We start from the raw sequence: 18,967 nt of genomic DNA on the forward strand, positions 1-18,967 counted from the left end.
CTCCCCCCGCCCCGGCACAGCAGAAGGATCCCCACAGCAGATGAGCACCCACCAGATCGACGCCGATTTGCTCGAGCGCGCCGCGGCCTGGGCCACCCAGGACCCGGATCCCGTGACGGCCGCCGCGCTGCGCGAGCTGTGCGCCGCCGCCCCCGGGGATGCGGGCGCAGCAGCCGACCTGGCCGACAGGTTTGCCGCCTTCCTGGCCTTCGGGACGGCGGGGCTGCGTGCCGAGCTGGGACCTGGCCCGAACCGCATGAACTCGATGGTCGTGCGCCGCACCGCCGCCGGCATCGGACGTTTCCTGCTCGATGCCGCCGCCGGAGCCTACACGCCGCTGGCGGTCATCGGCTTTGACGCCAGGCACAACTCTGATGTCTTTGCCCGCGAATCCGCCGCGGTGCTCACCGCCGCGGGCATCGAGGTGCAGCTGCTGCCCTCAGCCCTGCCCACCCCGGTGCTGGCCTACGCCGTGCGCGCGCTCGGTGCGGAGGCAGGAATCATGGTGACCGCCAGCCACAACCCGCCGGCGGACAACGGCTACAAGGTCTACCTGGGCGGCCGCGCCGAAAGCGGGTGGGGCCAGGGCGCGCAGATCGTCAGCCCCGTGGATGCACGGATCGCCGCTCGGATCGACAACGACGAGCCCATCGCCTCGATCGCGCTTGCCGAGGGCGGCTGGGGCGTGCTGCCAGGCGCCGGGGAACCCGGGGACATCGAGGGCAGGTACCTTCAGGCCATCGCCGGCGTCGTCCCGGCCACGGACGGGAACGGCGGCGACGCAATCACCGCCGCGCGGGAAAACCTGCGCATCGTGCTGACCCCGATGCACGGGGTCGGCGGGCACACCATGGCCCAGGCGCTGGGTCGCGCCGGCTTTTCCCGGGTGCGCCTGGTGGCCGAGCAGGCAGCACCGGATCCGGACTTCCCCACGGTGGCCTTCCCGAACCCGGAGGAGCCAGGTGCCCTTGACCTGGCCCTGGCGCTGGCCACTGACACCGGCGCCGACCTGGTCATCGCCAACGACCCGGACGCAGACAGGTGCGCAGCCGCGGTGAAGTTCCCCGACACCGGCTGGCGGATGCTGCGCGGGGACGAGGTCGGGTGGCTGCTGGGCGACCGCTGCGCCGCCACGGCCGCCGACACCGCGGTGCTGGCCAATTCCATCGTCTCCTCGCGCATGCTCGCCTCCATCGCCGCCGCGCATTCGCTGGCGCATGAATACACGCTGACCGGATTCAAGTGGATTTCCCGTGTCCCGGACCTGGCCTTCGGCTATGAGGAGGCGCTGGGCTATTGCGTTGCCCCGTCGCTGGTGCGCGACAAGGACGGGATGTCCGCCGCGCTGATGCTCGCCGACTACGCCGCCGAGCTCAAGGCCGCCGGGTCCTCGCTGCCGGAGGTGCTCGATGCGCTGGCGTTGGCCCACGGGCTGCACCAGACCGACCAGCTCTCGGTGCGCGTGGCCGATCTGGGCTTGCTGGACACCATGATGCACTCGCTGCGTTCGGCCCCGCCTGCGAGCCTGGGTTCGGAGGCCGTCACCGGGTTCGAGGACCTTTCCCTCGGTGCCAACCTGCCGCCCACCGATGGACTGCTCTTCGCCACCGAGGCCGGCACCCGGGTCATCGTGCGCCCCTCAGGCACCGAGCCCAAGCTCAAGTGCTACCTTGAGGTCATCGCCTCGGTGGCCTCGCCGGCCGACCTGCCGGCAGCACGCGCCGCCGGCAACGCGCGTCTCGAGGCCATCAAGCTCGAACTCGCCGGCCTGCTGAACCCGTAGCCGCGACCGGCGGCCACCTCGCCGGTAGCGTCCCTCCGACACACCCGTCTTTTCATCCGCACCACGACCAGGAGCCACAGAACATCGCCATGAGCACCCAGAACATCGCCTCGTACATCGACCACACCATCCTGAACCCCGACGCCGCGGCCACCGACATCGCCCGCATTTGCGCCGAGGCAGTGAAGCACTCGTTCAAGTCCGTCTGCGTGAACCCCATCTGGGTGGCCACGGTGAGCGAGGCACTGGCGGGTTCCGGAGTGCTGACGTGCTCGGTCATCGGTTTCCCCTTCGGCGCCACCCCGACGGCGTCCAAGGTCTTTGAGGCGAAGACGGTGGTGGCCGACGGTGCGAACGAGGTCGACATGGTCATTGACATCGCCGCAGCCAAGGCAGGGGACGAAGAGGCGCTGGTGGCCGACATCTCCGCCGTCGCGCAGGCCGTGCACGACGGCGGGGCGATCCTGAAGGTCATCATCGAAACTGCGCTGCTCAGCGACGACGAGAAGGTCCTGGCCTGCCGCGCCTCGGTGCGCGCGGGGGCCGACTTCGTGAAGACCTCGACCGGTTTTGCCGGCGGCGGGGCGACTGTCGCGGACGTCGCGCTGATGCGCGCCACCGTGGGTCCGGACCTGGGCGTAAAGGCCTCCGGCGGGGTGCGTTCGCTGGAAACCGCGCACGCAATGATCGCCGCCGGCGCCACACGTCTTGGTTCCAGCTCCGGAGTTGCTATTGTGGAGGGTGAACAAGGCGCCGAGGGCTACTGATCTCGTATCCCGCACGCGCATTGAAACCCCAGATCATTTTAGGAGATTCGCTGTGTACTCGAACGGCAAGAATGTAGCCCACTCGGGCCAGGGCCACATGGCCGGGAACGTCATCGCCTTGGTGGTGTTCTTCGTCCTGTTTGTCGGGGCCATCTACTCGCTCTCGTTCTGGTCGCTGGACAACGCCTGGCTCCCGGGCATTGCCTGCCTGGTGCTGGCCATGTTGGCCTTCGGCATCCCGCAGCACATCCTGGGCATGTCCGACCGCGACCCGGCGAAGACGTCCTCGCAGCAGGACTAACCGCCTTCGGCGTTTCCCGCTTCAGGGGGAGGCAGCCACCGCGCAGCACCGCTCGTCCGCACACCGCGGACCCGTGTTGCACGCGGTGCCCGCCTCCCCTTTTGCATGCCGCTTCCGCGCCGGTTCCGCCAAGGACCCTACGCGAGGGCAGGGGGCGCGGAGCGCAACGCTGAATTTTCTACAGAGTGTAGAAAATTAGGATTTGCCGCATGTAGGATGAGGTCAGCGGATCCCGCAAGGGATTCGTTCCCCCGACTGAGAATCGAGCGCTTCACCATGGACAACTCTCCACACGGCACCATCATCGTCGGCGTTGACGGGTCACCGCAATCGATTAGCGCCCTGCGCTACGCCGCCACCTTGGCAGCACCCTTGGGCCACGGCCTGGTGGCATTCTCCTCCTGGCTTCCGCGCATTGCACTGGAGGACTACACTCCCGCTTGGGCACCCGAGCAGGACGCCCGCGACTCGCTGGAGAAGTCCATCGAAGAGGCCTTCGGCCAGGACGTCCCGGCAAACCTGGAGCGCAAGGTGGTCATGGGACCGGCGACTCCCAACCTCATCGAGGCTTCCCGGGACGCGGCGATGCTCGTACTGGGCACGCGCGGACGCGGCGGCTTCAAGGGCATGGTCATGGGTTCGGTGTCCAGCTCACTGGCTGCGCACGCCAAGTGCCCGGTGCTGATCCACCATGGGGAATCCGCCTCCGCCTAACGGCGGGCGAACACACGCAGGCCGGGTTCCCTACCCCCCATCGGCGGGCAGGAACCCGGCCTCCCGTTGTTTCGCGCCGGCTACGCCTTGGCGCGCAGCGCCTCAACCTCGAAGATATTGGACAGCACCCCGGAGACCCATTCCAGGATCTGCTCGTCCACCAGGTCCCGTCCCCCAATGGCGGAGGTCTGCGGCTTGGGGATCACGATGGCGCCCAGCGCCGGCTTGTCGGCCGCGCCCTTGTACATCCGGGCCAGGCGCAGCTGGCGCGAATCCGGCAGGTCGGCGATGGCGGCCGGGGCGAACTTGATCATGTTGCCCATCATCGCCACGTCCGTTAGTCCCAGCGCGCGGGCGCGGATGCGGATCCGGGCGACCTCCAAGAGGTTCACCACCGGCGCCGGCGGCTGCCCGTAGCGGTCCACCAGCTCGGCCAGGACATCCTCGAGCGCCGCGAAGTCGGTGGCGGCGGCGATCTTCCGGTAGGCCTCCAGGCGCAATCGCTCCCCCGGCACGTAGTCGTGCGGCAGGTGCGCGTTGACCGGCAGCTCGATCTTCATCTCCGCGGTCTTCTCGTCGGCCTCGCCCTTGAAGTCGGCCACCGCCTCGCCCACCAGGCGCAGGTACAAGTCGAAGCCGACCCCGGCGATGTGTCCGGACTGTTCCCCGCCGAGCAGGTTGCCTGCCCCGCGGATCTCCAGGTCCTTCATGGCCAGCTGGTAGCCCGAGCCCAGTTCGTTGTGCGCGGCCACGGCCTTGAGCCGCTCCAGCGCAACCTCGCCCAGCGGCTTCTCCGCATTCCACAGGAAGTAGGCATACGCCCGCTCCCGGCCGCGGCCCACGCGCCCGCGCAGCTGGTGCAGCTGGGACAGGCCGTAGTTGTCCGCCCGGTCCACGATCAGCGTGTTGGCGTTGGAGATGTCCAGGCCGGTCTCGATGATGGTGGTGGAGACCAGCACGTCGAACTTCTTCTCCCAGAAGTCCTGGATGATCTTCTCCAGCCGGGACTCGCTCATCTTGCCGTGGGCCACCTCGACGCGGGCCTCGGGGACCAGTTCGCGCAGTTCGGCGGCGATCTTGTCGATGGAGGAGACGCGGTTGTGGACGAAGAACACCTGCCCGTCGCGCATCAGCTCGCGGCGGATGGCGGCGGAGATCTGCTTGTCGGTGCGCGGGCCCACATAGGTGAGCACCGGGTGGCGCTCCTCCGGCGGGGTGGCCAGCGTGGAGGTCTCGCGGATGCCGGTCAGGGACATCTCCAGGGTGCGCGGGATGGGGGTGGCGGACATGGACAGCACGTCCACGTTGGTGCGCATCTTCTTGAGCTGTTCCTTGTGCTCGACGCCGAAGCGCTGCTCCTCGTCGACGATCACCAGGCCCAGGTCCCTGAACTGGACCGTGTCGGAGAGCAGCCGGTGGGTGCCGATGACCACGTCCACGGTGCCGTTCTTCAGCCCCTCGATGATGTCCTTGGACTCCTTCGCGGTCTGGAAGCGCGAGAGCGTCTTCACCCGCACCGGGAAGCCGGAGTAGCGCTCGGTGAAGGTTTGCTGGTGCTGGGAGGCCAGCAGCGTGGTGGGAACCAGCACCGCGACCTGCTTGGAGTCCTGCACGGCCTTGAACGCGGCGCGCACCGCGATCTCGGTCTTGCCGAAGCCCACGTCCCCGGAGACCAGCCGGTCCATCGGGATCTCGCGCTCCATGTCGGCCTTGACCTCGTTGATGGTGGTCAGCTGATCCGGGGTCTCCACGTAGGCGAAGGCCTCCTCCAGCTCCGCCTGCCAGGGGGTGTCGGTTCCGAAGGCGTGGCCGCGGGAGGCCATGCGGGCGGAGTAGAGCCGAATCAGGTCCCCGGCGATCTCCTTGACGGCCTTGCGCGCCCGGGACTTGGTGCCGGCCCAGTCCGAGCCGCCCATCTTGGACAGCGTCGGGGCCTCGCCGCCGACGTACCGGGTGACCTGGTCCAGCTGGTCGGTGGGCACGAAGAGCTTGTCACCCGGCGCGCCGCGCTTGGCCGGAGCGTACTCCAGGACCAGGTACTCGCGCTTGGCGTCGGCCCCGCCGGCGACCTTGCGGGCGATCAGTTCAACGAATCTGGCGATGCCGTGTTGCTCGTGCACGACGAAGTCGCCCTCGGCGAGGGTCATCGGGTCCACCGCGTTGCGCCGCTTGGCGGCCAGCCGCTTGGCCCCGCTCGGGGCGTAGGCGCTGGAGCGGCCCAGGAGGTCCGCCTCGGTGAGGAAGCCGAGCTTCAGGGAATCGAGCGCAAAGCCGCGCCCGGCCTGCGCGGTGGTGATCTCGATGAGCCCGGGGGTGGGCGCCTCGTCGAGCGAAGCGATGCGGTGGGTGGGAATGTCGGCGTCGTGGAAGAGCTCGGCCAGGCGCTGGGCGGGGCCGGGACCGTCGGTTGCCACCACGATCGACCAGTCGTCCTTGATGCGCCCGGAAATGAATCCGAGCATCTCGGCGACGTCTCCCTGGTAGCCGCGCGGCTCGCGGGCATTGATGCGGATCGAGTCGGCCTCGGGCAGCAGTTCGGCGTCGGTGCCCAGCGAGGTCACCGACCACCAGGAGACCTTGGCGGCCTGCGCGTCGCTGCGGGTGGTGGCCAGCGAGGTGAAGTTCCCGGCCTCCAGCTCGGCCGCGGCGGCCTGCGCCTGCGCCTGGGACAGGTCAAGGGGTGCGGCCCCGCCGTCGGAGGCGGTGGCCCAGGCGGCGGCCAGGAACTCGGCGTTGGTCGCCTCCAGGTCGTGGGCCCGGGCGCGGACCCGTTCCGGTTCCATGACCAGGGCGATGGACTCGGCCGGCAGCGCCGAGAGCAGCGGCACCATGGCATCGACCAGCAGCGGGGCCAGGGATTCCATGCCCTCCACCGCCAGGCCGCCGGCGATCTTGGCGAGCATGTCCCTCGCCGCGGGCATCTGGGACTGCAGCTTGGCCGCCCGCGACATCACCGATGGGGTGATCAGCAGTTCGCGGCAGGGCGGGGCCTGGATCCGGGTGGGTGCCTCGTGCTCCAGCGACCGCTGGTCGGCGATGGAGAAGAAGCGCATGGCCTCGATCTCGTCGCCGAAGAAGTCGATGCGCACCGGGTGGTTCAGCGTGGGCGGGAAGACGTCAAGGATGCCGCCGCGCACCGCGAACTCGCCACGGTGGGTGACCATGTCAACGCGCGCATAGGCGGCATCGGCCAGCGCCCTGACCACGGCGGAGAACTCGTATTCGTCGCCCACCTGCAGGTGGACCGGCTCCAACTTGCCCAGGCCGGCGACCAGGGGCTGGATGACGGCGCGGATCGGGGCCACGACCACCTGAAGCGTCGGGTCCTTGGTCTCCAGCCGGCGCAGCACATCCAGGCGCCTGCCCACGGTGTCCGAGCGCGGGGAGAGCCGCTCGTGGGGCAGCGTTTCCCAGGAGGGGAATTCCGCCACGGCAGCCTCGGGGAGGTAGCTGTGCAGGGCGGCAACCAGCTCCTCGGTCTCGCGGCCGGTGGCTGTCACCGCCAGCACCAGCCCGTCGGCGACCTTCGAGCGCAGCGCCTCGACGGTTTCCGCGGTGATGACCGCTCGCATCCCGGAAGGGGCGGCGATCTCCAGCTCGTTGGCGCGGGCGGCGTACCCGGTGGCGGCATTGGATCTGACGCGGGAAAAGGAGGTGTCGGTTCGCAATGCGGTGCGCAGGCCGTGAAGCGCCATCGGCTGGGGTCCTTTCCGAAGACTGATGCGCGCACAACACAAGTACCCGAGATCCATGCCGGGTCCCGGGGTGCGCCATTCAAGCGTACCGCCGCGGGCAGGCAAGCCCGGTACGCTGGTGGGGTTGTATCAATATTGGTTCGGCCAATCTATTTTACGGAGTTTTGCCCCATGGCCCTTAACGCCACCACAGACCTGACACACGCCCCCGACGCCGTCATCGCCACACTGGCCGACCGCGACTTCGCCGAGCACCTGACCGGACTGGTCGGCGGATCGCTCAAGAGCTTCGATATTTCCGGCGACACCGCCGCGGCCTTCACCCTGACCACCGTCCGCACCCTGCCGACCGACCGCGCCCCGGAAATGGCCCGGAAATTCGTGGGCCAGACGGTCGAGGTCACCCAGGTCGAGTCCTGGTCGGCACCGGCCGCCGACGGATCGCGGGAAGCAACACTGAAGCTCACCGTCGGTTCCCTGCCGGTATCGGTGGCCGGCACCGAATCCCTGCGGGCCACCGAAGCGGGATCGGCCCTGGGCGTGGAGGCCACTGTGTCCTCCTCCATTCCGTTCGTGGGCGGAAAGATCGCCTCGGCCGCCGAGCCGTTTATCTCCAAGGCACTCTCGCTGCAGGGCGCCAAGGTGTCCGCCTGGATCGAACGCGGCTAAATACCGAGGCTTCGCCCGCCGCGGCGGGTGCCGGACCTTGGCACAATGACCGGCGCGTTGCTGACCACCTTGGGCAGCCACGCGCCGGTCTTTGTCTTTCGGGCAGGCTGCCGCCGCAGGGCACCTCCACGCGCCCCAAGATGAAGCGTCCATTGGTCTCCTGAGGCTGCCGGATGTGCACTGGGACACCCTTAGGCGATAGTGTTGTCTCTGGTGTGCCGGGAAGTCTGGTCGGCGATAACTTCAGCGTCCCCGAAAGAATTGAAGAAGAACCATGAGCCAATCCCCCACGCCATCGCCGAAACCAAAGACGGTTTTCGGTCCGGGAAGCTATACCGAACACCTGCGCATCGGGGAAATCCTGCGCAGGGAAACCGTCGGCGGACTCGTCCTGATCATTGGCGCCGTCGTTGCGCTCATCTGGGCCAACTCACCGGCATCGGACAGCTACTTCGCACTTCGTGACTTCCACTTCGGTTTCGAGATCTTCGGCATCGACCTGAACCTGTCCCTCGGCCACTGGGCCGCCGACGGACTGCTTGCGGTGTTCTTTTTCCTCGTGGGCCTTGAGCTGAAGAAGGAGTTTGTCGCTGGCGATTTGCGCGACATGAAGCGCGCCATCGTCCCGGTGACCGCGGCCTTTGGCGGCGTGCTGGTCCCGGCGCTGATCTTTGTCGCCCTGAATGCGTCCACCGGCGGGGAAACCCTGCGCGGCTGGGCCATTCCCACCGCCACCGACATCGCCTTCGCCGTTGCGGTGCTGGCCGTCATCGGTTCGAACCTGCCCTCCCCCCTGCGCATCTTCCTGCTGACCCTCGCGGTCGTCGATGACCTGATTGCCATCGTGATCATCGCCTTCGTCTTCACCGAGGATCTGAACCCGCCCTACCTGCTGATGGCGCTGGCCCCCATCGCCCTCTATACCTTCGTGACGCACCAGTGGCCGAAATTCTTTGCCGCGAACCTGTGGGCCCCCTGGGTCATCCTGCTGCCGCTGGGCATCGCAACGTGGGCCCTGGTCTTCGGCTCGGGAATCCACTCGACCATTGCCGGCGTCGTGTTGGGCTTCTGCGTCCCGGTGTTGCGCAAGAACAAGGACGAACTCGACAGGCCCGGCCTGGCCGAGCAGCTCGAGCACCGCTTCCGCCCGCTCTCCAGCGGCTTCTGCGTGCCGGTATTCGCATTCTTCTCCGCCGGCGTGGCAGTGGGCGGCGCTGAGGGATTCGCCTCGGCACTGGGCGACCCGGTGCTCTGGGGCATCGTCTTCGGCTTGGTCTTCGGCAAGCCCATCGGCATCATGGGCGCCACCTGGCTGGTTACCAGATCGTCCAAGGCGAACCTTGATCCGGACACCAAGTGGGGCGACCTGCTGGGCGTGACGTTCCTGGCCGGCATCGGGTTCACCGTGTCGCTCCTGGTCTCCGAGCTGTCCTTCGGCCTGGCGTCGCCGCACTATGACCACGCCAAGGTCGCGATCCTGACCGCTTCGCTGTTGGCCGCCATCCTGGGCACGATTTGGCTGCGGCCGCGCGATCGCCGCTACCGCCTGGTCAACGAGCGAGCCGCCAGGGACGAAGACAAGGACGGCATACCGGACATCTTCCAGAAGCCGGAAAACCTCGGCTAGAAGAATCACCGCATACAGATAGAGCCGGATTGCTGCCCGCGGAAATTTCCAGGGGCAGCCAATCCGGCTCTTTCGGCTTAAGTGAAGTGCGAGCTACTGGTTGGCCGCCAGCAAGGCGGCCTCGGCGGCAACCCACGACAGCATGGCGCACTTGACCCGGGCGGGGAACTTGGAGACGCCGGCAAACGCTGCGCCGTCACCCAGGATTTCCTCGTCCCCGGCCCGACTGCCCCGCGAGCGCATGAGTTCGCGGAATTCCTCAAGGATGGACATGAATTCGTCGCGCTCGATCCCGGTGGCCAATTCACTGAGCACCGAAGCCGAGGCCATGGAGATCGAGCAGCCGTCGCCTTCCCAGGAAACATTTTTCACGATGCTTCCCTCAAGCTGGACACGCAGCTGGATGTGGTCGCCACACACGGGGTTGTGTTGCATCGATTCGCCGTGGGCCACCCCTTCCGGAGCCTCGAGCAACCCGGCGCCGTGCCTGGCCTTGGCATGGTCCAGGATGATTTGTTGGTACAGCTGGTCCAGATCGTTCACTTGCCGACTCCGAAATATCCGCGCACGTCCGACACCGCATTGAGCAGGGCGTCGACGTCGCTGGTGGTGTTGTAGAGGTAGGTGCTTGCCCGGGTGCTGGAGACAACGCCCAGTGCCCGGTGCAGTGGTTGGGCGCAGTGGTGGCCCACGCGCACGGCGATGCCGCGCGAATCCAGGAACTGGCCCACGTCGTGCGGGTGCACGCCTTCGATGACGAAGGGGGCGGTGCCGATGCGTGCCGCGCCCTGGGCAGGGCCCAACACGCGCACCCCCGGGATACCGTCCAGGCCGGTGAGCATCCGCTCACCCAGGTTCTCTTCCCATGCAGCGATGCGGTCCATGCCCACTTCACGCAGGTATGCGACGGCGGTGGCCAGGGCGTGGACCTGCGAAATCCTCTGGGTTCCGGCTTCGAAGCGCATGGGGGCCGGGAGGTACTCGGCCTTCTCCATCGTCACCGAGGTGATCATGGATCCGCCGGTGAGGAAGGGCGGCATGGCATCAAGCAGTCCGGCCCGTCCATAGAGTCCACCGATGCCGGTGGGGCCGAGCATCTTGTGTCCGGAGAACGCCATGAAGTCCACGTCGAGGGCCTTGACGTCCACGGGCAGGTGCGGGACCGACTGGCAGCCATCGAGGACCGTCAGTGCGCCGACATTGCGGGCCAGCGCCACCAGTGCCGCAACATCGGTCACGGTGCCCAGGACGTTGGAGACGTGCGTGAAGGCCACCACCTTGGTGGCGGGGGTAATGATCGAGCCGGCGAGGTCCATGCGCAGGGCGCCTGATTCGTCGACGGGAATGTACTTAAGGGTGGCGCCGGTACGCAGCGCCAGCTCCTGCCAGGGAATCAGGTTGGCATGGTGTTCGAGCTCGGTGACGACGATTTCGTCCCCTGCTCCGAGTGCGAAGGCACGGGCTGCATCTCCCCCGAGGCCCGCACTGGCATTGCCAAAGGAGTAGGTGATGAGGTTCAGCGCCTCGGTGGCGTTCGAAGTCCACACCACTTCGTTGTCCTTGGCCCCGATGAAGCGCGCCACGTCGGTGCGGGCCTGCTCAAAGATGTCCGTGGCCTCGACGGCCAGGGAGTGGGCACCGCGGTGGACTGCGGCATTGAAGTTCTCGTAGTAGTGCTGTTCGGCCTCGTAAACGCAGCTGGGCTTTTGCGAGGTGGCCCCGGAATCCAAATACGTCAGCGGCACTCCGTTGACGTTGCGACCCAAGATGGGGAAGTCTGCCCGCAGCCGCGAGACTTCAATGTCATCCAAGGCCTTGGGAAGGGTATCTTGCGTCGTGGGCAATGCACTGGACACGTTGGGATCCTCCGAAGTTCGTTTCATGCCGCCTTCGCCGCAACGGCTGTGCGCCGCACTGTGCGGCTGGTTCCGTGGGACGATCGTGATTACGGCATCATTTGCTTCGCTAATTCTCCCACGTTCAGGCCTTCATGGCACATAAGTCAACCCTTACCAATGTGTCCCCGGCCCGGAATTTGGCCCAAAAAAGTCGCCGGCAGCCGATTGGGGGTGGTCCCCGGCCTCAGGGGGCCACCCCCAATCGGCCCCTCTTGTTCCTGGGACCAATAATGGCACGTCAATCGGCGACCGGACGGCTTCGCTGTGAAGCGCCACGGATCCCGGAACTAGTCGTGGAATTTGCGCAGCGCCGATTCCAGTCCGTGATTCACCAGTTCCTCCACGGCGTCGGCCGCCGCATCGGTCAGGAACGGCAGGGACTTCTTTTCGTCCTTCGAGAAGTCCTTGAGCACGTAATCCGCTGTCTCCATGCGACCGGGAGGCCTCCCCACGCCCACTCGCACCCGCAAATAGTCCTTGGTGCCCAGGGCCTTGGAAATGTCTCGCAGCCCGTTGTGGCCGCCTTCGCCACCCCCGAGCTTGAGCTTCACGGTGTCGAAGGGAATATCGATCTCGTCGTGCACGGCAATGACGTGTGCGGGATCGATGCCAAAGAACTTTGCCAGATTGGCCACGGGTCCACCCGAGAGGTTCATATAGGTCATCGGCTTCGCCAGAACGAGTCTGGGCCCGCCAATGCCCATGCGTCCCTCGAGGATTTGCGCCCGGGAGCTGTGGGTCTTGAACTTTCCGCCGATGCGCGCGGCAAGTTCGTCGACGGCCATCTGGCCAACATTGTGCCTGTTATGCGCGTAGCCGGGCCCGGGGTTTCCGAGCCCGGCTACGAGCCAGGTTTCGCTAGTCATGCGACAACCAATATCGAGATAATTACTCGGCGGAAGCTGCCGATTCCTCGTCTGCTTCCGAAACTGCGGCATCGATCGTAGCAACGACGACGCTGCCTTCGATGGCCAGGGCGGTGCCCTCCGGCAGGATCAGGTCCGATGCGAGGATCTGGGTTCCCGCGGTCAGGCCGGAGACGTTGGCAACAACGTGCTCCGGAAGGGCGACTGCCTCGGCTTCGACGGCGATGACCGCGTGGTCCAGGGACAGGGTCGAACCGGCGGTGAGTTCACCCTGGATCTGGACGGAAACCTCGACGATGACCTTTTCGCCCTTCTTGACGATCAGGAGGTCAAGGTGGTCAACGGTCTGGCGAAGGGCGTGGCGCTGGATGTCCTTCACCAGGGTGACGGTGTCTTCGCCCTCAACCGAGATGTTCAGCAGGGCGTTGGAGCCACGGACTGCAAGGGTGGTGGCGGCGGCCGGCAGCAGGACGCGGACCGGATCGGTGCCGTGGCCGTAGATCACTGCAGGGATCTTGCCGGCGCGGCGGGCCTGGCGTGCGGCGCCCTTGCCGAAGTCGGTGCGCAGTTCGCCGTCGAGGGTGATGATGTTGCTCATGGTGTTCTCCTTGTGGAAGATGATTAATTGGTTCCTGCCCCGCTCGGGCCTAGAAGCATCATCATCCGATTCCTGCAAAGGAGAAGGACGCGTAGTGCGTTTCTAGCCTCGTCGATAACGGACCCCCATTTGCATGGGGTTCCCTCGCCTGGGCACAAGTAGATATTTTAGCAGGGCGCGGGCATCCGGGGAAATCGTGCAAGATCCAGGACTGGACCCTTAACGGAAGCGGACCCCGACGCGGCTCCCAAGTGGGAGGCGCATCGGGGTCCGGCATCAAGCCGATGTCCCGCGGGACGGGTTCCTAGGCGTCGCCGTCAAAAAGGCTGGTGACCGAGCCGTCTTCGAAGACTTCCTTGATGGCCCGTGCCAACAAGGGGGCGATCGAAAGCACCGTCAAGGTTTCGAAGCGCTTGGATTCCGGAATCGGCAGGGTGTTGGTCACCACGACCTCGCGTGCACCGGACTCGGCCAGGCGCTGCGCGGCCGGGTCGGAGAACACGGCATGCGTGGCGGCGATGATGACGTCCTTGGCACCGGCGTCCTTCAGCACCTTCACGGCGCCGGCAATGGTTCCCCCGGTGTCGATCATGTCGTCGATCAAGACACAGGTGCGGCCCGCGACCTGGCCGACGACGGTCTTGGAAACGGCCTGGTTCGGGACCGTCAGGTCGCGGGACTTGTGCACGAAGGCCAGCGGAGCCCCGCCGAGGCGTTCTGCCCACTGTTCGGCCACGCGGACGCGACCGGTGTCGGGGGAAACCACGGTGACCGGGTCGTCCCCGACAACATTGCGGATGTGGTCGGCCAGCAACGGGATGGCGAAGAGGTGGTCGACCGGGCCGTCAAAGAAGCCCTGGATCTGCGCGGTGTGCAGGTCAACGCTCATGATGCGGTCGGCACCTGCCACTTTGAACATGTCGGCAACCAGTCGAGCCGAGATCGGCTCGCGGCCACGGCCCTTCTTGTCCTGTCGGGCGTATGGGTAGAACGGGGCCACGACGGTGACCCGCCGGGCCGAGGCGCGCTTCATGGAGTCAACCATGATCAGCTGTTCCATGAGCCAGTTGTTCAGCGGTGCCGGGTGGGCCTGGATGACAAAGACATCCTTGCCTCGCACCGATTCGCCGGAGCGTACATAGATCTCGCCGTTGGCGAAGTCGTAGGCACTCATCGGAAGCAGTTCGGTCCCAAGGGCCGCTGCCACCTCTTCGGCAAGCTCGGGGTGGGCACGCCCGGAAGCCAGCACCAGCTTCTTATCGACGTTATGGCTCAGTTCGCTCATGGGATCGCTTTCTCGCTCAGACGGGGATCGGAAATGATGTGGAGGGTTACTTGGCCTGGTCCGCGGATTCCGCGGTCACGCCGGAATCCAGTGCGGACTTGAATGCGGCTTCCGCGGCGGGGGAACCGGGACGCTTGGACATCGTCCAGCCCTCGGTATTTCGTTGCGGTGCCACGGTCAGGGCAAGGGCCCCCGCCGGAACGTTTTTGCGCACGATGGCGCCCGCACCTGTGTATGCGCCGTCACCGATGCTCACGGGTGCGACAAACACGGTGTTGGAGGCGGTGCGCACGTGCGAGCCGATGACGGTGCGGTGCTTGTTGACGCCATCGTAGTTGGCGGTGATGTTGCCACAGCCGATGTTGGTGTATTCACCGATTTCGGCGTCCCCGGCGTAGCCCAGGTGCGAGAGCTTTGAGCCACGGCCGACGACAATGTTCTTGGTCTCGTAGAAGGCTCCGATCTTGGCGTCGGGGCCGAGATTGGTCTTGGGGCGCAGGTAGGCGAAGGGGCCGACCGATGAGCCATCGGCAATGATGGACTCGGTGACGTCCGAGCGGACGATCTTGGCGCCGCGCCCGACCTGGGTGTTGGTCAGGGTGGCGTCAGGGCCGATGACCGCATCGGTTCCCACGGCGGTGCTTCCATGCAGCTGGGTGCCCGGCTTGATGGTCACGTCGTTGGAAAGTGCCACCTCGACATCGATCCAGGTGGTTTCCGGGTCGATGATGCTGACGCCTGCGCGCATCCACTTTTCGAGGATGCGGCGGTTCATTTCCTTGCCCAATGCGGCCAGTTGGACCCGGTCGTTGGCGCCCTCGACCTGCCAGGCGTCCTCCGTGACGACGGCCGCGACGCGTCCCCCCGTGGACCGGGCGATGCCCAGCACATCGGTGAGATACATCTCGCCCTGCGCGTTGTCGGTCGTGACCTCGGCCAATGCCGAACGCAGGACCTCGGCGTCAAATGCGTAGATTCCGGAGTTGACCTCTCGGATTGCGCGTTCTTCGTCGCTTGCATCCTTGTGTTCGCGGATGCCGGTCACCGTTCCGTCCTCTGCACGCAGGATGCGGCCGTATCCGGTGGCATCTTCCAGCAGTGCGGTAAGCACCGTGACGGCATTGCCTTCGCGGTCGTGGGTGGCAACCAGCTCGGACAACAGCTCGGTGGTCAGCAACGGGACGTCGCCGTACGTGACCACGATCGTGCCTTCCAATGCCGGGTCCAGCTTTTCGAGGCCCAGTTGCACGGCTCGTCCGGTGCCCGGGATTTCATCCTGGTCGGCGATGACGACGTTCGGCTTGACCTGCAGGAGGTGCTCGACAACGCGTTCGCGTTCAAATCGGACCACCGCCACCAGCGTTTCGGGGTCGAGCCCCTCAGCTGCGGCAAGGGCGTGCCCCACCATTGAGCGACCGCCGATTTCATGCAGGATCTTGGGTTTTGCCGATTTCATCCGGGTTCCTGCGCCTGCGGCGAGAACGATGACAGCGGCTGGTGCGTTGGCGTGAACGCTCAAGATTGGTACTCCCCTGCTACATTGGCTAGCCGGACCGGCCGGGCCAGGCCTCATCATTCTATCCCGGCGAAACACCGGGATTTTCAATGATTGATGAGTTCCGCCCATAGGATTCGAACCTATACTCCACAGCTCCAAAGGCTGGGGTGCTGCCATTACACCAGGGCGGAATGTGCGTTGAGCTTGCCTCACCGGCACAGTGAACTATTCTGCCACGACTGTAGGCATCGATGCGACTTGAACGACGTCGGCGCGTTCATCCTTTGTTCACACCACCGTGACTAGGCATGGTTTATGTCATTCCTGTGCTTACCATGTTGCTTATGAGCCCCACCGCACGCCCGCGCACGCGAATGACCGGAGTCCAACGCCGGCTTCAGCTGATCGATATCTCACGCCAGCTATTCTCCTTGCGGGGCGTAGACGGAACCACGATCGAAGAAATCGCCCGCGCTGCGGGTGTGTCCAAGCCCATCGTCTATGAGCACTTTGGTTCCAAGGAAGCTCTCTATATGGAAGTGGTCACGAACGAATACCGGGAGTTGCTGTCGCGGATCACGGAATCACTCTCCGGTGACGACTCCTCACGGGTGTTGCTGGAGAAAGCAGCGCTCGCGATCTTGACCTACATAGAGGACTGCACCGAAGGATTCCGCATCCTGGTTCGCGATGCCCCGCCGTCCCAGCCCGAGGGCACGTATTCCACCCTGCTGACCAAGGTGACCGAGCAGGTCGAGCACATCCTGGCCGACGAGTTTTCACGCCGCGGGTTCAGCGCCGAGGACGGATCCATCTACGCGCAGATGCTCGTGGGTATGGTCGCCATGACCGCGCAGTGGTGGCTGGATGCCCGGCACCCCGACAAGCGCACGGTTGCCGCCCATGTGGTGAACCTGGCTTGGTACGGGTTGACCGGCCTGCGCAAGGATCCTGCGCTCCAAGACCAGCAGGCCCGGCAGTCCCCGACAGCCGAGGTTCCGCCGGCGGAGTAGTCGGACCGGATTCTCCAGGTGACATTCCTGCCAGCGGTGGTGGTCGGGCAGGCCTGCATCGTTGGCCCTGACTGCACTTCTGGATGGTTCAGGACTTGTTGCTCCCCGCCTGGCACTCCACTGGATCTGTTGCCCGTTCGGGCGCGCAGTTTCGCTCCGTAAGGAATCAGTACCGCTTAATCGCTGTCCCCGAGGCGGTGGATTCCATGTGCCCGGGGTTCGGCAACCCCCAGCGACACGTGGAACGCCCGAATCCCGCGGCCCCCCGCGTCACGGCGGAGACGGACAAAGCCCGCGGCACCCATGAGAAGAAGGCTGATAAATCCGGCAACGGGTGACCACCAACCTGCAACGGCCATTGCCGTCGCCACAAAGGTTGTGGCGCACAAGCTCAAGACCAGGGCCATGGCCAAGGTGTCACCCCCGTCCCCCGGACGCATCCGCAGAGCCCACCCGTAGCCCGGCACGAAGAGAGAGAAAACCACGGCACTGATCAAACGGACTGCTTCCACTTCAAGCAAGAGCACAATGTAGATAATCGTCACCACGATGACGACGGGCCCGGTGCCAATGATGCGCAGGGCACTCATTGGTTCCTGCCCACGTCCGAAAGCCTGAAAACGGTGGCGTCGGTCGTCTCATAGGCAATCTCAAATCTGTCGGATTGCCGCAATTCCTCCTCGATCCGTTCCAGGCTCCCTTCCGGCATGGACTGCTCGGCGTTGACGGCAATTTTTTGGCCCCGGGTAATCAACACGTATCCTTCGGTGTATTTGCTGTCGACGAGCCATGCGGAAAGCCTGACGGCAGGGTCCGACAGCAACCCGCGAATCGATTCTTCCGGTTCACGGTCCAACGGCACATATGTGAACTTCTCATAGTCGATGAAACGCGCCGGATAGTTTGGGCTCCCTTCAACGAGCAAGGAGCCGGGCGCCGCATGCGTGTATACCCAGCTCGAGGCTTCAACCTCTTCAGGGGGAAAGTAGTTCTGCTGTTCCTTGCCGTAATAGCCGAGCAGAAACCCCGGAGTGACCAGTGCGATGACAACACCGGCAGACACGAGGCTTCGCAAGGGAAAGCCCTGGCCGTCGCGCGGGAGACACGTTTCGGCGGCGAGTATGGCAATGAACGGCGAAGCGAACAGGAACGCCCGGAACAGCACCTCTCCACCGAAGCCAGTGGTCAACACCAAGATTCCGGGCAGCAGCATGAGGATCGCGGCGATGCCGCGCGCCCCCATGCCGTCCCAGCGGTGCCAAGTGCCTTGCTTGTTCCGGTTCGACCAAATGCCGAAGACCGACAACAGGCCGGCGATGGCAACGGTGGACCGGCCGCCCCAAACCACAAGCAGTGCCGTGCCCGTGATGGCATTCGCCTTTTCGAGGGTCTGGTCTGCGTTGTCCACGACATTGCCGAATTCCGAGACTAGCTCCCGCAAGTTGGGAAGTGTGTAGTCCAAGGCCCCGGTAAAGGCCCACCCGGCTATGACCGTCAGCGCAACGATCGGCAGTTGCCACGCATTGGTGCGTCGTAGTGCAGTCAACGCAACAACCGCCATCAGCATCATCAGGGGCGTGATCTGATGGGTGAGGGCAACCGCGGCGACGATCACGGCAAACGGACCAATCATGGCCACATGTGACATCGGCCTGAGCATCAGCCCGACCATGGCCAAATAGAGGATCAAGCCGACGGCCTGCGGGGAGAAGTAATCCTGCCCCACCCAGTTGATGAGCAGGAAGAACATCAGGCCCAGCCAGATCAACGTGCGGTTCCGTGTAAGGCCCCTGAAGACGTAGCGCAATACGATCACGGTGGACAGGTTGAAGACCACGGGGGCCCAGGAGGCAATTTGGAGCACGTCGGATTGCCCGGAGAGGTCAGTGAGAAGGGCGCCGCCGGCAAAGAACCCCGGCCAGTTTTGGTAGATTTGCCCCGCGTCAAGGGTGGTGTCTACCGATCCGTGCCGCTGGATGTACTCGACGATGCCAACGTGTTTATAGGCCCACGAATAGCGAAGGGTGCCGTATAAAACCGCCGGTGTGCCGTGGATCAACACGATGTAGGTGACCAGGAAGATACCGAGCACCCAGCTTGGCAGACCCTTGTACAGGCTGGCCAGGAAGCCTCCAAGGAGAAGCGCCAAGGCAAACGCCGTCACGGGAGTGAACAGGCTCAGCAACCCCAGGACGCCCATGTCACGGGGCTCCGCACCGCTGAAGCTCCAGGCCCAGAGTGCCACGGCCACGA

At 65.4% G+C, this 18,967-nt stretch carries 16 protein-coding genes and 1 tRNA gene; 7 read left to right on the forward strand and 10 right to left on the reverse strand.

Features of this window, described 5'->3' with window-relative positions; genetic code table 11:
- The first annotated feature begins 40 nt into the window (after nucleotides 1-40).
- The 4 genes from Q2T94_RS02460 (at nucleotide 41) to Q2T94_RS02475 (ending at nucleotide 3,565) form a co-directional block, all read left to right on the forward strand.
- Nucleotides 41-1,783 (forward strand): phospho-sugar mutase, encoded by a 1,743-nt coding sequence (locus Q2T94_RS02460; protein ID WP_302262746.1) that lies wholly within the window; start codon nucleotides 41-43, stop codon nucleotides 1,781-1,783.
- Between the two features lie 89 nt (nucleotides 1,784-1,872).
- Nucleotides 1,873-2,550 carry a deoxyribose-phosphate aldolase gene (gene deoC, locus Q2T94_RS02465; protein ID WP_264268207.1) on the forward strand — a complete coding sequence of 226 codons (678 nt, stop codon included), beginning with the start codon at nucleotides 1,873-1,875 and terminating at the stop codon, nucleotides 2,548-2,550.
- Between the two features lie 52 nt (nucleotides 2,551-2,602).
- Nucleotides 2,603-2,851: a hypothetical protein gene (locus tag Q2T94_RS02470; RefSeq protein ID WP_372342843.1), complete on the forward strand. Its 249-nt coding sequence runs from the start codon at nucleotides 2,603-2,605 to the stop codon at nucleotides 2,849-2,851.
- A gap of 276 nt (nucleotides 2,852-3,127) precedes the next feature.
- Nucleotides 3,128-3,565, forward strand: a complete 438-nt coding sequence (locus Q2T94_RS02475) for a universal stress protein (RefSeq protein WP_302262747.1) — start codon at nucleotides 3,128-3,130, stop codon at nucleotides 3,563-3,565.
- A gap of 80 nt (nucleotides 3,566-3,645) precedes the next feature.
- Here Q2T94_RS02475 and mfd read toward each other — a convergent pair whose 3' ends face one another.
- A complete protein-coding gene (gene mfd / locus Q2T94_RS02480; protein ID WP_302262748.1) occupies nucleotides 3,646-7,260 on the reverse strand; it encodes a transcription-repair coupling factor in 3,615 nt (1,204 codons plus the stop codon).
- A gap of 171 nt (nucleotides 7,261-7,431) precedes the next feature.
- Here mfd and Q2T94_RS02485 point away from each other — a divergent pair, with 171 nt between their 5' ends.
- Together Q2T94_RS02485 and nhaA are read left to right on the forward strand one after the other, a co-directional pair.
- The gene (locus Q2T94_RS02485; protein WP_264268210.1) at nucleotides 7,432-7,929 is read left to right on the forward strand and encodes a DUF2505 domain-containing protein; all 498 of its coding nucleotides are present in this window, start codon (nucleotides 7,432-7,434) and stop codon (nucleotides 7,927-7,929) included.
- 274 nt (nucleotides 7,930-8,203) lie between these two features.
- On the forward strand, nucleotides 8,204-9,556 hold the full coding sequence (gene nhaA / locus Q2T94_RS02490) for a Na+/H+ antiporter NhaA (RefSeq protein ID WP_264268211.1): 1,353 nt from the start codon (nucleotides 8,204-8,206) through the stop codon (nucleotides 9,554-9,556).
- A gap of 93 nt (nucleotides 9,557-9,649) precedes the next feature.
- On the opposite strand, the gene sufU is transcribed toward nhaA, so the two are convergent.
- The 7 genes from sufU to Q2T94_RS02525 form a co-directional block, all read right to left on the reverse strand.
- Nucleotides 9,650-10,099, reverse strand: a complete 450-nt coding sequence (sufU, locus tag Q2T94_RS02495) for a Fe-S cluster assembly sulfur transfer protein SufU (RefSeq protein ID WP_264268212.1) — start codon at nucleotides 10,097-10,099, stop codon at nucleotides 9,650-9,652.
- Nucleotides 10,096-11,439: a SufS family cysteine desulfurase gene (locus Q2T94_RS02500; protein WP_302262749.1), complete on the reverse strand. Its 1,344-nt coding sequence runs from the start codon at nucleotides 11,437-11,439 to the stop codon at nucleotides 10,096-10,098. The genes sufU and Q2T94_RS02500 overlap by 4 nt, the downstream gene beginning before the upstream one ends.
- 302 nt (nucleotides 11,440-11,741) lie before the next feature.
- Nucleotides 11,742-12,320, reverse strand: coding sequence for an aminoacyl-tRNA hydrolase (gene pth, locus Q2T94_RS02505; protein ID WP_264268214.1), 579 nt, complete (start codon nucleotides 12,318-12,320; stop codon nucleotides 11,742-11,744).
- Between the two features lie 22 nt (nucleotides 12,321-12,342).
- Complete coding sequence (locus Q2T94_RS02510; RefSeq protein ID WP_264268215.1) at nucleotides 12,343-12,918, reverse strand: 50S ribosomal protein L25/general stress protein Ctc; 576 nt, start codon at nucleotides 12,916-12,918, stop codon at nucleotides 12,343-12,345.
- Between the two features lie 304 nt (nucleotides 12,919-13,222).
- Nucleotides 13,223-14,203 carry a ribose-phosphate diphosphokinase gene (locus Q2T94_RS02515; RefSeq protein WP_264268216.1) on the reverse strand — a complete coding sequence of 327 codons (981 nt, stop codon included), beginning with the start codon at nucleotides 14,201-14,203 and terminating at the stop codon, nucleotides 13,223-13,225.
- A gap of 46 nt (nucleotides 14,204-14,249) precedes the next feature.
- On the reverse strand, nucleotides 14,250-15,722 hold the full coding sequence (glmU, locus tag Q2T94_RS02520) for a bifunctional UDP-N-acetylglucosamine diphosphorylase/glucosamine-1-phosphate N-acetyltransferase GlmU (RefSeq protein WP_302262750.1): 1,473 nt from the start codon (nucleotides 15,720-15,722) through the stop codon (nucleotides 14,250-14,252).
- A 98-nt stretch (nucleotides 15,723-15,820) separates the two neighbouring features.
- Nucleotides 15,821-15,892 (reverse strand) — tRNA-Gln (locus Q2T94_RS02525).
- A 153-nt stretch (nucleotides 15,893-16,045) separates the two neighbouring features.
- On the opposite strand from Q2T94_RS02525, the gene Q2T94_RS02530 reads away from it, so the two are divergent.
- Entirely contained in the window at nucleotides 16,046-16,714 is a 669-nt protein-coding gene (locus Q2T94_RS02530) for a TetR/AcrR family transcriptional regulator (protein WP_264268218.1), read from the forward strand.
- A gap of 176 nt (nucleotides 16,715-16,890) precedes the next feature.
- On the opposite strand, the gene Q2T94_RS02535 is transcribed toward Q2T94_RS02530, so the two are convergent.
- Both Q2T94_RS02535 and Q2T94_RS02540 read right to left on the reverse strand, forming a co-directional pair.
- On the reverse strand, nucleotides 16,891-17,304 hold the full coding sequence (locus Q2T94_RS02535; protein ID WP_302262751.1) for a hypothetical protein: 414 nt from the start codon (nucleotides 17,302-17,304) through the stop codon (nucleotides 16,891-16,893).
- Nucleotides 17,301-18,965, reverse strand: a complete 1,665-nt coding sequence (locus Q2T94_RS02540) for a hypothetical protein (protein WP_302262752.1) — start codon at nucleotides 18,963-18,965, stop codon at nucleotides 17,301-17,303. Before Q2T94_RS02540 ends, Q2T94_RS02535 begins: the two co-directional genes overlap by 4 nt.
- Nucleotides 18,966-18,967 lie beyond the last annotated feature (2 nt).

Source organism: Paeniglutamicibacter sulfureus (assembly GCF_030512175.1).
Lineage (GTDB): Bacteria > Actinomycetota > Actinomycetes > Actinomycetales > Micrococcaceae > Paeniglutamicibacter > Paeniglutamicibacter sulfureus.